This window comes from Croceicoccus sp. Ery5 (genome assembly GCF_020985325.1).
Taxonomy (GTDB): Bacteria; Pseudomonadota; Alphaproteobacteria; order Sphingomonadales; family Sphingomonadaceae; genus Croceicoccus.
On record NZ_CP087587.1, the window covers coordinates 257,803 to 271,969 of the forward strand.

Here is a 14,167-nt window from a genome sequence, read left to right on the forward strand (position 1 = left end):
ATGGCAAAGATGGTTCCGGTCGTGCTGTGCGGCGGCAGCGGTACGCGGCTTTGGCCGCGCTCGCGTAAAAGCTTTCCCAAACCCTTTCTGCCGCTGATTGGCGACAATACATTGTTCGAGGGCACTCTGGCCCGCTGCGCCGATGCCGACAGTTTCGGACCGCCCATCGTGGTCACCGGCGAAGGGCATCTGGCGCATGTCGACGCGCAGCTGGGCGATGCCCCCGGTGCCAGCGTGATCGTGGAACCGATGGCCCGCAATACCGCAGCCGCCATCGCCATGGCCGCCTGCCGCCTGCCGCCAGAGACTGTGATGCTGGTCTGTCCGTCGGACCACCATATCGCCGACACCGCCGCCTTTGCGCAGGCAGCAAAGCGTGCAGCGGACCTGGCCGATGAAGGCTGGCTGGTCGCGTTCGGCATTACCGCGACATCGCCCGAAACGGGCTATGGCTATATCAAGCGGGGCGAGCCCATCGGGGACGGCGCCTATAAGGTCGAGCGTTTCGTGGAGAAGCCCGATCTGGAACGGGCGCAGCAGTTCCTGGCGGACGGCGGGTATAGCTGGAATGGCGGGCTGTTCGCCTTTCGCGCCGACCGCTTTATGGAAGAGCTGGAAGCCCACCGTCCCGCCATCGCTGCCGCAGCGCGCAAGGCGGCAGAGGCAGGCCATGTCGAGGGACGGCGTTTCCACCCCGATGCAGAGTCATTTGCCGCCATCGAATCCGAATCGGTCGATTATGCGGTCATGGAAAACACCAGCCGTGCTGCCATGGTCCCCGCCAGCATGGGCTGGTCCGACATTGGCAGCTGGACCAGCCTGCGCGATGCGCTGATCCGCGACGGTTCGGGCAACACGGTCAATGGCCGTGCGGAACTGGTCGATTGCAAGAATGTCTATGTCGAAAGCGACGGTCCGCGCGTATCCGTAATTGGACTGGACGATGTGGTCGTGGTGGTGGATGGTGACGAAGTGCTGGTGACCACCGCCGCCGGCGCGCAAAAGGTCGGAAAGCTGGAAGGCGCGGCCAAGCAATGATCCGGGCATCGGGCAAATGATGTCGGCGGCCATGATCGAGGTTGGGGCGATGACGATCCTGCCCACGCGCGAAGTCGAAAAGGTCTGGGGCCGCGACAAGCTTCCGGCGCCGTTCGCGGCACCTGCGGGCAAGCGCATTGGCGAGGTATGGTTCGAACCGCCTGCCGAACTGGACGAATTGCTCGTCAAATATATCTTCACATCGGAAAAGCTGTCGATCCAGACCCATCCGGACGACGATCAGGCCGAAGCCGTCGGCATGGGGCGTCAGGGCAAGTCGGAATGCTGGTATGTGATGGACGCAGACCCCGGCGCGACGCTGGGCGTGGGTTTTGCCGAAGAGGTGGATGCCGATACGATGCGCGCCGCCGCGCTGGATGGCTCGATAGAGGATATGCTGGTCTGGCACGAGGTGAAGGCTGGCGATTTCTTTTATATTCCGGCCAATACGGTACATGCCATCGGCGCGGGCGTCAGCCTGATCGAGGTGCAGCAGAATTCGGACATTACCTACCGGCTGTACGATTATGGCCGTCCGCGCGAATTGCATCTGGACGAGGGAATGGCCGTGGCCAAGGGCGCCCCGCACGATCCGTCGCTGCGTTTTCACGTGCCCGATCGCGGCACGATGAGGCTGGTCGACGGGCCGTTTTTCCTTCTCGACCGGCTCGACGGGCTGCCCGATGCCGGTATCCTCGGCGATTATCCCGGTGCCTTGCTGGTCATTCCGCGCGACGGGCCGGTTCGGGTCGGGGCGGATATGGTCGAACCCGGGCAATGCGCGCTGGCGCAAAGCATTGAGGATGTGGGCTTTCCGCCCTCAGGCCGTTGCCTGATCGCCCGCGCACTTTGAAACGGTTTGTCCGCGCTGATCGCGTCTTGCACCCGCGCCGCGCCAGATTACATTTGCGGCCATGATCGCGCAGACCATTCAACTCGCCCTTGCGCCCGTGTTCGTGCTGGTCGCGATCGGGAACATCCTGAACCTGCTGGCAGGCCGCCTTGGCCGCGTGGTCGATCGCGCCCGCGTGCTGCAAGTTAAATATAAGGAAACCCAGGGCGCGGAGCATGATGAGGTCGTGCGCGAGATCAGGTCGGTGGATCAGCGCATTGCCATGATCAATCGCGCCATGCTGCTACTGGTGGTATCGGCGCTGATGATCGGCCTGACCGTCCTGTCGATCTTTCTGACGACCTATTACTGGGCGGATCTGGGCTGGCTGGACGGGCTGTTCTTCCTCCTCGCGCTCAGCCTGCTGATGGTCGCATTGGTGACGTTTCTGTCCGAAGCACGGCTGGCGTCCAGCACCTTGCGCATTCCGGCCGAATTGCTGGAAAGCCACCGCAAGCTATAGCGGCAGCCATCAGCTCAGCAGCTTGCGCCCCTTGTCTTCCAGCGCGCCGCTGATCATCGGTTCGACAAAGGACAGGCCCGGAGGCAGGTCGATTTCGAACACGACTTGCGTATCTTCCACATCGACATGGCCGGTCAGTTCCTGACCCATGGCACGGATCACCATCATCATCCGGTCCTCGCCCGACCACGACGTTTCGATCTGCGCCAGCCCGCCGGGGATGAAACCGGCCATATCGTCGCGCCTCGTGTCGAGACGGCGGCGCACTTCGGCACGGTCGAGCGAATGGGGAACGGCGACGCGCATATCGGGGACTGTCCTCGGGTCTCAGCTCTTGCTGCGCGACGGCAGCGGGCTCTTGTCGAAATTCAGGGGCACGCCGCTGTCGCCGTCGGCTTCGGGCAGGGCCGTATCGCTGGCAGAGGGCGGGGGCAGCGCGGTATCGGGGGGCGAGACCTCTCCCAGCGGCATGTCCGGCCCGCCATAGCGGTAATCGAGGTAGCGGCTGCGGGTCGCAAGCTCGTCCAGCGCGCCCTCGGCCAGCTGGCGGGTGACGACATCGATCTCGCCGCTGATCCGCTGAAGCCCGTCGACCAATTGCCGGTCGGGCGTGCCGCCCGCCCGCGCCTCGGCCCGCAAATGGGCGGGGATCGCGGTATAGCTGGCCACCATTTGCGGCAGATGCTCGCCCACCAGCTTGCGCACTTCGACAGCGGCGGGGGTGTTTTCGTCCAGCCCCGTCAGCTGCACGCCCAACCCGTCGAGCTGGCTGCCGATCTGTTCGACCAGATTGACCGCCGGTGCGGGCAGGGCAGGGCGCTGCGATTCCAGCCATAATTCGGTGCGGGCGACCGTCTGTTTCAGATTGCCGCGGGTCAGCTCCTCCCGCTTGGGCATTTTCATCCGCGGATAGCGCAGGAAGAAGAACGCCGCGACGATCATCAGCAGGACGGTGACGAACAGCCCTTCGAACCCCAGCGCCGACACGAACAGGCCAAAGCCCATCGACGCGACCACGATCGCCGCCAGCGCCATGGCCAGCCGCAGCAGCTTGCCGGTCAGATGCTCGCGCTTGATTCTGGCCGAACCCTTGCCGATCGACCCGCCGCCCACACGCCTTCCGCCCGCGCGCTGATGCGTCAGGCTGGACTTGGCCGAGGCGAGGATGCGGTCGGAATCATGGGTGCTGTCGGCCATGCGCGCTGCCTTAACCTTCGATGCTCAGCAGGTCGGACTGCTGGATTTCGGCAGCGGCGCGGTTGGCGCCCTCTGCCCGCGCGATATAGCCGCGCGACTTTTCCACCTCGTCCGACAGCGTGTCGACGGTCTGCTTCATCGAATCGAGCGCCTTCACCTTGAAAGTGTCGATCGTGTCCATCGTGTCATAGATGTTCTGGAACGCGCGTTGCAGCGTTTCCAGCGGGATCGTGCTGGATGCGGCCTGTTCGTGGATCGTGCCCGTCTGCTGTTTCAGCAGCGTGCTGGTCGAATCGATGATTCCCGCCGTGGTGGTATTGAGCGCGGTGATCTGCCCCAGCACCAGTTTCTGGTTCGTCATCGCCTGCGCCACGGTCACCGCGGTGCGCAGTGCCGAAACGGTGGTGGTGCTGGCGCGATCGACGCCCTTCACCAGCTCGACATTGTTCTTCTTGACCAGGTCGAGCGCGAGATAGCCCTGCACCGACACGGCCATTTGCGTCAGCAGGTCCTGCGTGCGCTGGCGCGTATAGAACAGCGCGGTTTCGCGGATCGCCTTGGCCTTGGCGGGGTCGGAAACGTCCAGCTCGTTCGCCGCATTCTCAAGCTCGCGGTCCAGCGCCTTGGAAATGTGGATCATCTGTTCCAGATTGCCCATCGCTTCCCACAATTTGGCGCGTTCGGTGTCGATGGCGGCATTGTCCATCAACAGCTCGTCCTTGCCGCTGGCAAGGCGCGTCAGGATCGACTGGATATGCGTCTGCGCGCTGGAATAGCTGTCGAAATAGTTCTTCAACTTGTTGCCGAAGGGGATGATGCCCAGAATCTTGCGCGGGCCCGACAGCTTGCCCTGACGGCCGGGGTCCAGTTCCTCGACCGTGCGGCGCAGTTCCGCCAGATCGGCGCCAACGCCCGTATCCTGATCCATGGCGCGGACCGGACGGTCGAGAAAGCGGTTCGACTGGCCCGCCGCCGCGACGATTTCCTTGCGGCCCATATTGGTCAACTGGTCGACCTTATTGCCGAATTCGGGCGAATTGGCGTCGGCGGCGATCAGATCCTCGACAAAGCTTTCGACCTTGGATTCAAGCTTCGACTTCACCTCTTCGCTGACGGGGACGAGGCCCGCTGCCTTTTCGGGCTTTACCTCGGGCACGGGGCTGGGCGCTTCCAGCGTCAGCTCGGTCTCGGTCGCAGTCGCGGTAGGTACGGTCTGGTCGGCCATCGTGTTCCTGATCTCTTGCCGGGGAAGCCCCGATAGGAATGGTGTATTAGCAATATAAGACAGTCGTTTCAAGAATGCCTGCCGCCGGTCATTCGCGGCATGCCATTCTGGCAGGGGACTGTGACGGGCCAAGGAATGCGACAAACCATGGCTGTTCGCAACCGCATCCGCGCATATTGCGCAATTCGCACGCTGCGCTAGATTTGCGGGCAAGAGCCCATGTTCGGGCCAATTCCTCAGGACGACCAAAGATGTTCCGCAAGACCGTGTTCACCGCCGCCATGACCGCGACCCTTCTGGCGCTCGCCGCCTGCAACACGGTGCAGGGACTGGGAGAGGATATCAGCTCGGTCGGCCGCGCGGGCGAGGAAGCGATCGACTGATCGCCGCCGCCGGGCGGCTTTGGCTCAGCGGTATTCGTTCCAGCTTTTCGTCAGCATTACCGCGCAATTGATGATGCCGACCAGCGAATAGGTCTGCGGGTAATTGCCCCATAGCTCAAGGCTGTGCGGGTCGATATCCTCGCTCAACATGCCGGCGCCGGTGCGGCGGTCGAGCATGGCTTCGAACAGGGTGCGCGCTTCCTCGCTCCGGCCGGTGTGGTGCAGCGCCTCGATCAGCCAGAAGGTGCAGACATTGAAGGCGGTGTGCGGCAGGCCGAAATCGTCCTCGCTGTCATAGCGCAGCATGTGATCGCCGCGCCGCAATGCCTTTTCCAGCACCGCCAGCGTCGAATGGAACTTGGGATCGTCCTTGCCGATGAACCGCAGGTCGAGCAATTGCAGCAGGCTGGCATCGCGCTGGTCGCCGCCGAAAGTGGCCGCAATGGCGCCCGTCTTTTCGTTCCACGCGGCTTTCAGGATCGCCTCTTGCACACGCGCGGCGTGGCTTTTCCAATATTCCTCCCGCTCGGTCAGGCCCAGTGCCTGCGCCGCATGGGCCAGCCGGTCAGCCGCTGCCCAGCACATCGCTGCCGAATAGGTATGGATATGGGTGGAATTGCGCAGTTCCCACAGCCCCGCATCGGGCGTGGACCACACTTTCAACGCGCGTTCCCCCACACGTTCCAGCGACTGGAAATCCTCTATCCCCGACATCCGCAGCAAACGGTGATCGGCAAAGGCCTGCGCCGATGAGAGGATGATCTGGCCATAGGCATCGTGCTGCACCTGCCGCCATGCGTCATTGCCGACGCGAACCGGCCCCATCCCGCGATAGCCCGCAAGGCCCGGCGCTTCCCATTCCAGCAATTCGCCATTGCCGCGTACGTCGTACAGCGGCTGAATATGCCCGCCCTGCGCATTGTCGACGATATTGCGCAAATATTCGAGATAGCTTTCCAGCACATCCAGCGCGCCGATCCGGTTCAGCGCCTGCACCGTGTAATAGGCGTCGCGGATCCAGCAGTAACGGTAATCCCAGTTGCGGCCAGAATTGGCATGTTCTGGGATCGACGTCGTCAGCGCGGCGACGATCGCGCCCGAATCCTCGTGCTGGCACAGTTTCAGGCCAATGGCGGCGCGGATCACCGCATCCTGCCATTCGAACGGTATCGCCAGACCGCGCACCCAATGCTGCCATTCATCGACCGTGCGGGCCATCATGTCGGAAATGCCCGAGGCGATGGCGTCGGAAAAGCTTTCGTCGGGTCCGAAGAAGAAATGCAGATCGTTCTCGACGCGGAACGGGCTTTCCTGTTGCACCAGACCGACCGGCGCATCGGTGGTCAGCCGCATGCCCATGGCAGGCATGCGATAGGACACATGGCTGGAGCCGAAGCTGCGTTCGGGCGTGCTTTCGCCATATTCGCAGGCCGGGCGCAGCCGCATGCGCATGCGCGGAGAGCCGGAGACGGGCCGGACAATGCGCACGAATGCAACGGGGCGGTACATGCGCCCGCGATGCTTGTAACGCGGGCAGAAATCGTAAACGTCGAATGCGTTGCCATCGTCGTCGGCAAAGCTGGTCTTCAATATCGGCGTGTTGCGAAGATAGGACTGGCCCACGACTTTCCCGCCTTCGAGCGAGATCGACCAGAATCCGCGATCCTCGTCCCCCTGCTTGCCGTGATCCAGCAGCGAACAGAACACCGGATCGCCATCGACGCGCGGCAGGCAGGCCCAGCTGAAAGTCGCCTCGGTATCGATCAGCGCAGAGCACTGGCAATTGCCGATCGGCCAGAGATCGAGCGATGCGGAGGCGCGCTGCGGCGGCGGAACCTCGCGCGAGACGGCGGCGGTTACGTGATTCGGATCGTTCATCACCGCAATGTCTGGCGTTTCGATGCGCCGCTGTGAAGGGCAAAGCTGCGCAAATCTTGGCATTCGCGCTCTCGACACTGCAAAAAAACAAGCGCAATCAGGCGTTATGACGACCAGTGACGCCAATGTGCCCGTGCAGGAAACGCCCCGCAGGCAAATGACCAGCTTTACCGATGTGCTGCTGTCGTGGCGGCTGTGGTGGCGCCATACGGTCTGCGCCAGCGTCGATCAGGCAGAGGTGATCGAACAGCGGCGCGAGGATGCGGTGATATCCGCGCGCTATCTGTTTATGCTGGCGATGTCGGCGGGGATCGCGGTGCTGGGGCTGTTGCTGTCATCGCCTGCGGTGGTGATCGGCGCGATGCTGCTGTCGCCGCTGATGGGCCCGATCATCGGGCTGGGGTTCAGCCTGGCGACGGGCGATTTCGGCTGGCTGCGCAAATCGGCCAAGGCGCTGGCCATCGGTTCGGTGCTGGCGGTGGGTTTTACTGCGCTGATCGTGGCGGTGTCGCCGATCCAGACGGTGACGGCAGAGATCGCGGCGCGTACGCGGCCCAATCTGTTCGACCTGTTCGTCGCGCTGTTTTCGGCGCTGGCCGGTGCCTATGCGATGATCCGCGGGCGCGAGGGCGCCGTGGTGGGCGTCGCCATCGCCACCGCCCTGATGCCGCCGCTGGCCGTGGTGGGCTTTGGCCTCGCGACATTCAACTGGACCGTGTTTTCGGGCGCGCTGCTGCTGTATATTACGAACCTTATCACCATTGCGCTGACCGCGACGGTGATGGCCCGGCTTTACGGGTTCCGGTCGAACCTCAACAAGAACCAGACGCGCCTTCAGGATGTGGTGGTGATCGCGGCCTTCGTCGCGCTGGCGATACCGCTGGGCCTGTCGCTGAACCAGATCCGCAAGGAAGCACTGTTCACGCGGCAGGCGAATACGGCGATTTCGGACAGCTTTACCGGCAGGGCGCGCATCTCTTCGATCGATATCGATTTTGAAGGGGAGAATATCGCCGTCAACGCCACCGTTCTGACGCCGGAAATCGCCCCGCGCGCGCAGGAAATGGTCCAGCGGCGGCTGTCGCGGCTGATGGAAGAGCCCGTTCTGGTCACTATCGAGCAGTTCAAGGTCGGCACCAGCGCCAGCGCGGCCGAGGAAGCGCAGCTGGCCGCCGCCCGCGCGCAGGCGCAGGAGGCCAGCGACCGCGAGGTGCGCGATCTGGTCGAGCTGATGGCGCTGGTGGCGGGCGTGGACGAGGGTGATGTGCTGGTCGACCGCGACAATCGCCGCGCGCAAGTGATGGCCAAGCCGCTGGAGGGTGCCGAATTGCTTGCCTATCGCGAGCTGGAGCAGCGGATCGCGGGCCGCTTGCCCGAATGGCGCATCACGCTGGTGCCGCCCGCCCGTGCCTTGCCCGATATCACGCTGAACGGCGACGGCCCGGACGAACAGGGCGCCAAGGCCTTCGATCTGGTCGAATGGGCCGGAAAACGCATCGCATCGCCCATCGAAGTGGCCGGAAACGACGAGGATGTGCTGCTGGTGCGCCGTCTTTTGGCGGCCGATGGTGTCGCCACCGTGCCCGTCGCGGGCGGACCGAGCGGGCGGGTGCAATTGCGCTGGGCCAGCCCCGACACCCCTGCCGTGCCGGTGCCCGAGGAAGTGATCGTGCCGACCATAACCGCCGATTGAAGACGATAAGGGAGAACTCGCCCATGGCTGTCGAAATCCGTATCCTTGCCTATGCGGCGATCCTGCTGCTGGTGCATATTTTCGCCGAAGCCCATGCCAAGACGAAACAATATGGCACCAGCTGGAACACCGGCGCGCGGGACGAGGAATTGCCCCCGCTGAACAAGATCGCGGGCAGGCTGGGCCGCGCGCGCGGCAATTACATGGAAACGCTGCCCATCGCCGTCATTGCCCTGCTGGGCGTGGTCGTTGCGGACAAGACTAGCGCGATGACGGCGCTGGGCGGCTGGTTGTGGCTGGGCGCGCGGATCGTCTACCTGCCGCTATACTGGGCCGGCGTTCCGGTGGTGCGGACCTTGTGCTTTCTGGTCAGCCTTGTGGGGCTGGGCATGGTGCTCTGGCCGCTGCTGTTCGCCAGCTAGGCGGCCAGACAACACGCTTACGCCGCGAGGCGATAGGGCTCGATCTCTCCGGCGAGATAGAGCTTCTTTGCCTTGGCGCGCGACAGCTTGCCCGAACTGGTGCGCGGCAGGGTGCGCGGGGGCACCAGTTCGACGACGCAGTTCATGCCGGTGATGGCGCGGACCTTGTCGCGGATCTCGTCATGCAGGCGGACGCGTTCGACGGGATCGGACACGCGGCAATGGACCAGCACGGCGGGCACTTCCTCGCCATTGTCGGCCTGAATCGCAAAGGCGGCGATATCGCCCTGATGGAAGCCGGGAAGCTGCTCCACTGCCCATTCGATGTCCTGCGGCCAATGGTTCTTGCCATTGATGATGATCATGTCCTTGGCGCGGCCGACGATGAACAGATAGCCATCGACCATGTAGCCCATGTCGCCGGTATCCAGCCATGCGCCCTTTCCGTCATCGCTTGGGACCAGGCAGGCCTCGGTCGCTTCGGGATCGCGGAAATAGCTGTGCATCACGCTGGGGCCGCGGCACCACACCTTGCCAATCATGTGATCGCCCAGCGTGTGCCCGTCCTCGCCCCGGATCACCACTTCCATGTCGCGCACGGCCTTGCCGCAATTGACGATAGCGCGATAGCGGGCAGGGCGCGACAGATCGCGCGGCACGCCCGACAGGCGCTCTTCCTCGACCAGTTCGACCTTGATCCCTTCGCCGGGCGGCATGATCGTCACGGCCAGCGTTGCTTCGGCAAGGCCATAGCTGGGGGTAAAGGCATTGGCCTTGAAACCGGCATCGGCAAAGGCATCGACAAAATTCTGCATCACGTCGGGGCGGATCATGTCCGCGCCATTGCCCGCAAGCCGCCAACGCGACAGGTCGAACCGTTCGGCCACGTTCGACTGGCTGGAAATGCGGCGTGCGCAAATGTCGTAACCGAAGGTCGGCGAATAGCTGATCGATTTGCCTTCGTTGCGGCTGATCAGGTCGAGCCATGCCAGCGGACGACGGGCGAAATCCTCTGTCTTAAGGTAATCGCCCGACACCTGATTGGCGATCAGCGACAGGAAACAGCCGACAAGGCCCATGTCGTGATACCACGGCAGCCAGCTGATGCAGCGGTCGTTATCCGACAGCGCCATGCCATGCGAATGGCCCGCCAGATTATTCAGCAGCGCGGTATGCGTCACTGCCACGCCGTGCGGAAAACGGGTCGAGCCGGAGGAATATTGCAGATAGCAGATATCGTCGCCCGACAGTTCGGGCAGCGCGGTTTCCACCGCGTCGCGTGTCGCAAAGCTGTTCCAGTCGATCCCCTCGCAACCCTGACGATCGCACGCCGCCTTGGTCATGGCGGCGATTTCTTCGGGATAGAACAGCACCTTGGGATCGGAGCTGGCCAGCTGGACCGCCAGCTGGTCGATATAGCTTTCCTTGCCGCCAAAGCTGGTCGGCAGCGGCAGGGGAACGGGCCATGCGCCTGCATAGACCGCACCGCAGAACAGGGCGGCAAAATCCGTGCCGGTTTCGGCGATCAACGCGATGCGGTCGCCCGGCTTGATCCCTGCGGCGATCAGGCGCCATGCCATCTTCAGCGCGTCGTCGCGCAGTTCGGAAAACGGGTAGGGGCGCACCAGACGGCCGCGCGCGTCATGGAAGTTGAGGCCGCGTGTCCCGCGGGCCGCATAATCCAGCGCCTCGGCAAAAGTGCCGAAATCGGCGAAGCGGCGTTCCAGCGCGTCTTCGTTCGGGGTTGGGACGAGATCCTCGGCCCGTTCGGGGGTCTGCGTCATAATAGTGTTGCTTTTCCCGTTTAAACTATCTGACCGGCAAGCCGCTGGGCTGCCGGCAATGGAGTGCGCTGCCTAGCCGATCGGGGGCTGAACGCCGAATGAAGCGGCCCCGTCACGCTGCGCGCGACATTGTATCGGTTTGCACCAACACGGTATCGGTTTGCATCAACTGCTGATCCACGCATCGAAAGCGGCATTTTTCCCTGCTCCCCGTGTTGCGCAACCCGTTAGAAGTCTAGCATTAACCCCATGTCGACCTTAATTCGTCGGGTCGTTCCCATTGTTACCGGATTGTGGCACGATTAAGGCGCGATGACAGAGGATGCGGGCCCTTATCCACGAACATCTCGCCGCGCAAGAGCGGTAAGGCCGCTGGATGCCGCCCGTCTTGAGGAAATGGCGCTGGGTTATGTCGCCCGTTTCGCCACCACGGCCAAGGGTCTGGAACGATACTGCAGGCGCAAGCTGCGCGAACGCGGATGGGCAGAGGATGAGCTGCAGCCCGATGTCGCGGGGCTGGTCGAACGCTTTGTTCGCAACGGATATGTCAACGACAGCGAATATGCCCGTATCCGTCAGGGCGGGCTGCTGCGGCGCGGCTATGGCGCGCGGCGCATTCATGCCGCGCTGGACCATGCCGGCGTGGCCGAGGAACAGCGCGGCGATCTGGACGAGGGGGAGGCGCGCCGTGCCGCGCTGCGACTGGCGCGCAAGCGGCGGTTCGGACCGTTCGGCCCCGATGAAACCCCGCCTGCCGACAGGGCTTTGCGCGAAAAACAGGTTGCGGCCATGATCCGCGCCGGTCACCCACTGGACAGCGCCCGCGAATTGGTCGATGCGCCGGACCGGCAATCCGCACTGGAATGGGCGGGCATTTTCGACGAGGAATTCTGAATGTCGCTTCGTAACAAGATGATGGTGGCAGCGGCGGCGCTGGCCCTTGGTCATTCGGGCGGACTGGCCGGTTGCACGCAGGCAGAGGCACCCGCCAGCGCGGCAGCGACCGAAACCGCGGCGGTTCATCCCGAATCGGGCCTGCCGCTTGTTCCGCTGACGATTACCAGCGGCGGCAAGGATATCGCCTTTACCGTCGAATATACCACGACCCCCCAGTCGCAGATGAAGGGGTTGATGTTCCGCACCGAACTGGGCCCGAACGAGGGGATGATTTTCCCCAACAAGGTCATGAACCCCGCCGCGCCGCCCGCGCCGCGCGGTTTTTACATGAAGAACACGGTCATCCCGCTGGACCTGATCTTTATCAAGGCCGATTCGACGATCGAGAGCATTGCCGCGAATGCCGTCCCCTATTCGCTGGACACCATCGAATCGCAGGGGCCGGTGATCGCGGTGCTGGAACTGGCAGGCGGGCGGGCCGCCGAACTGGGGCTGAAACCCGGCGACAAGGTGGTCTGGGACGAACCGGCGGGCTGATCCGCCACAGTTTTACGCATAGCGCGCGCGCTTCTGGCGTTGCGATGGGGCGCGGCTCGGGCTAACGGAATGGCGCGATGAACATTCTCATGAAGATCTTCACCTGGTGGGACGGCGCCACCATCGGCACATTGCTCGACAGCTGGCGCAACGGCGAGGAAGTGGGCCAGGACGCGCAGGGCAACCGCTATTTCCGTGGCCGTAAAAAGGGTGCGCAGGGGCAGGAACGCCGCTGGGTCATCTATAGCGGCGCAAACGATGCGAGCCGCGTGCCTGCCGAATGGCACGGCTGGCTGCACGGTGCCGGCGAAAATGTGCCCGAAAGCAATCTGCCCCCGCCGCGCATCTGGGAAGTGGATTACACCCCCAATGCCACCGGCACCGCCACGGCCTATCGCCCCGCCGGTGCGCTGGAAAAGGGCGGCGTGCGCGCCCGCGCGACCGGCGATTACGAAGCCTGGTCGCCCGACCAGTGATCCTGCTGCGCCCGCTGGCCGCTGCCGCCACGCTGCTGGCGCTGGCGGCTTGCGGCACGTCCGGCGAGGATGAGGCCGTGCCCGTTCCCGAGGATGGCGTAACGGCCGAGGCGCCCGCCATCGCGACTCAGGCAGAGAACGAGACGATCGATGCCGATCAGGAAGCTGACGGCGACGTAGTGCCGACCGGCACGCCGCTTGCCGAACGCGTCGCCACGCTGGGCCTTTTGAACAAGCGCAATAATCTGACGGTCGAGTTCGAGCTGAAGCCGGGCGAAGAGACCGTGATCGACGATGTAATGGTCAAGCTGGCCAGTTGCGAGCGCAGGCCGCCATGGGACCCCGAACCGGAAACGGGCGCTTTCGTGCAAGTCGCGGTGCGCGATGCGGGGCAGGACAGCAATGCGCAGTTCAAGCGCATCTTTTCGGGCTGGCTATTCCTGAACAGCCCGTCGCTGAACGTGGTCGAGCATCCGGTCTATGACGTTTGGGTCAAGGATTGCGCGATGAGCTTTCCGGGCGAGGAAGCAGCCCCCAGCGAGTGAAACCCGTCGGGCAGGCTGGCGAAGCTGGACTCGGTCGTGGGGCGCAGCGCGTGTTCCAGACGTTTCAGATAATCGGCTTGCGGCATGGACACCGCGCCCATGGTCGCCAGATGCGGGGTCATAAACTGGCAGTCCAGCAATTCCATATGCGCGGCACGCATCGCCGCGACCAGCCAGCACAGGGCCAGTTTCGATGCATCGCTGGCGCGGCTGAACATCGATTCGCCGCAAAATACGCGGCCAAAACCCACGCCATACAGCCCGCCCACCAGCTCTCTCCCGGTTGCGCCTTTGCGCCAGCATTCGATGGAATGTGCATGGCCCATGCGGTTCAACAGGCGATAGCTGGCCGCGATCCGTTCGCTGATCCAGCTGTCGGTGCCATCGTCGATCTGGCTGGGGCGGCGCGGGGCGGCGCAGGCGTCGACCACCTCGGCAAAGGCCGCATTGCAGGTGACCTGATAGCGGTCCGCTTTCAAAGCCTTGGCCAGCGAACGCGATATGTGCAGGCCGTCCAGCGGGATGATCGCCCGTTCGCGCGGCTCGATCCACATCACTTCCGGGTCGTCGCGCGATTCGGCCATCGGGAAAATGCCGCTGCGATAGGCAAGCATCAGCAATTCCGGATCGATCACGTCCTGCGCGTCTTCGGGGCGACTGCGGTTGCTCATTAGCTGCGATAATGCCGCCGGAACGCGCCGATGTCGACGCATTCTGGCGTTTGGGCAAAAGCGGTG

At 63.7% G+C, this 14,167-nt stretch carries 16 protein-coding genes; 10 read left to right on the top strand and 6 right to left on the bottom strand.

Annotated features, from left to right (window positions below):
* From LOZ74_RS01275 to LOZ74_RS01285, 3 genes are all read left to right on the top strand, one after another.
* Positions 1-1,038: a mannose-1-phosphate guanylyltransferase gene (locus LOZ74_RS01275; protein WP_230292562.1), complete on the top strand. Its 1,038-nt coding sequence runs from the start codon at positions 1-3 to the stop codon at positions 1,036-1,038.
* A 16-nt stretch (positions 1,039-1,054) separates the two neighbouring features.
* Positions 1,055-1,891, top strand: a complete 837-nt coding sequence (locus tag LOZ74_RS01280) for a class I mannose-6-phosphate isomerase (RefSeq protein WP_370638861.1) — start codon at positions 1,055-1,057, stop codon at positions 1,889-1,891.
* 61 nt (positions 1,892-1,952) lie between these two features.
* Entirely contained in the window at positions 1,953-2,393 is a 441-nt protein-coding gene (locus LOZ74_RS01285; RefSeq protein ID WP_230292563.1) for a DUF2721 domain-containing protein, read from the top strand.
* A 9-nt stretch (positions 2,394-2,402) separates the two neighbouring features.
* On the opposite strand, the gene LOZ74_RS01290 is transcribed toward LOZ74_RS01285, so the two are convergent.
* From LOZ74_RS01290 to LOZ74_RS01300, 3 genes are read right to left on the bottom strand one after another with little or no spacing between them, the layout of a single operon-like run.
* The gene (locus LOZ74_RS01290; RefSeq protein WP_230292564.1) at positions 2,403-2,699 is read right to left on the bottom strand and encodes a polyhydroxyalkanoic acid system family protein; all 297 of its coding nucleotides are present in this window, start codon (positions 2,697-2,699) and stop codon (positions 2,403-2,405) included.
* A gap of 21 nt (positions 2,700-2,720) precedes the next feature.
* Positions 2,721-3,590 (bottom strand): hypothetical protein, encoded by an 870-nt coding sequence (locus LOZ74_RS01295; RefSeq protein ID WP_230292565.1) that lies wholly within the window; start codon positions 3,588-3,590, stop codon positions 2,721-2,723.
* A 10-nt stretch (positions 3,591-3,600) separates the two neighbouring features.
* Positions 3,601-4,815, bottom strand: coding sequence for a toxic anion resistance protein (locus LOZ74_RS01300; protein WP_230292566.1), 1,215 nt, complete (start codon positions 4,813-4,815; stop codon positions 3,601-3,603).
* Positions 4,816-5,066: 251 nt separating this feature from the next.
* On the opposite strand from LOZ74_RS01300, the gene LOZ74_RS01305 reads away from it, so the two are divergent.
* On the top strand, positions 5,067-5,198 hold the full coding sequence (locus LOZ74_RS01305) for an Entericidin EcnA/B family protein (RefSeq protein ID WP_370638862.1): 132 nt from the start codon (positions 5,067-5,069) through the stop codon (positions 5,196-5,198).
* A gap of 24 nt (positions 5,199-5,222) precedes the next feature.
* Here the strand turns inward: LOZ74_RS01305 and LOZ74_RS01310 are convergent, their stop codons facing one another.
* The gene (locus LOZ74_RS01310) at positions 5,223-7,076 is read right to left on the bottom strand and encodes a glycoside hydrolase family 15 protein (protein WP_230279295.1); all 1,854 of its coding nucleotides are present in this window, start codon (positions 7,074-7,076) and stop codon (positions 5,223-5,225) included.
* Positions 7,077-7,182: 106 nt separating this feature from the next.
* On the opposite strand from LOZ74_RS01310, the gene LOZ74_RS01315 reads away from it, so the two are divergent.
* Positions 7,183-8,769, top strand: a complete 1,587-nt coding sequence (locus LOZ74_RS01315) for a DUF389 domain-containing protein (RefSeq protein WP_230292567.1) — start codon at positions 7,183-7,185, stop codon at positions 8,767-8,769.
* 23 nt (positions 8,770-8,792) lie between these two features.
* On the top strand, positions 8,793-9,191 hold the full coding sequence (locus LOZ74_RS01320) for an MAPEG family protein (protein ID WP_230292568.1): 399 nt from the start codon (positions 8,793-8,795) through the stop codon (positions 9,189-9,191).
* 17 nt (positions 9,192-9,208) lie between these two features.
* Here LOZ74_RS01320 and LOZ74_RS01325 read toward each other — a convergent pair whose 3' ends face one another.
* Positions 9,209-10,975: a fatty acyl-AMP ligase gene (locus LOZ74_RS01325; RefSeq protein ID WP_230292569.1), complete on the bottom strand. Its 1,767-nt coding sequence runs from the start codon at positions 10,973-10,975 to the stop codon at positions 9,209-9,211.
* Positions 10,976-11,287: 312 nt separating this feature from the next.
* On the opposite strand from LOZ74_RS01325, the gene LOZ74_RS01330 reads away from it, so the two are divergent.
* From LOZ74_RS01330 to LOZ74_RS01345, 4 genes are all read left to right on the top strand, one after another.
* Complete coding sequence (locus tag LOZ74_RS01330; protein ID WP_230292570.1) at positions 11,288-11,869, top strand: regulatory protein RecX; 582 nt, start codon at positions 11,288-11,290, stop codon at positions 11,867-11,869.
* Positions 11,870-12,409, top strand: a complete 540-nt coding sequence (locus LOZ74_RS01335; protein ID WP_230292571.1) for a DUF192 domain-containing protein — start codon at positions 11,870-11,872, stop codon at positions 12,407-12,409.
* A gap of 77 nt (positions 12,410-12,486) precedes the next feature.
* Entirely contained in the window at positions 12,487-12,885 is a 399-nt protein-coding gene (locus tag LOZ74_RS01340) for an NADH:ubiquinone oxidoreductase subunit NDUFA12 (RefSeq protein WP_230292572.1), read from the top strand.
* Positions 12,882-13,430 (top strand): DUF2155 domain-containing protein, encoded by a 549-nt coding sequence (locus LOZ74_RS01345; RefSeq protein WP_230292573.1) that lies wholly within the window; start codon positions 12,882-12,884, stop codon positions 13,428-13,430. The genes LOZ74_RS01340 and LOZ74_RS01345 overlap by 4 nt, the downstream gene beginning before the upstream one ends.
* Here the strand turns inward: LOZ74_RS01345 and aat are convergent.
* Positions 13,364-14,101 carry a leucyl/phenylalanyl-tRNA--protein transferase gene (gene aat, locus LOZ74_RS01350; protein WP_230292574.1) on the bottom strand — a complete coding sequence of 246 codons (738 nt, stop codon included), beginning with the start codon at positions 14,099-14,101 and terminating at the stop codon, positions 13,364-13,366. The genes LOZ74_RS01345 and aat overlap by 67 nt on opposite strands.
* Positions 14,102-14,167 lie beyond the last annotated feature (66 nt).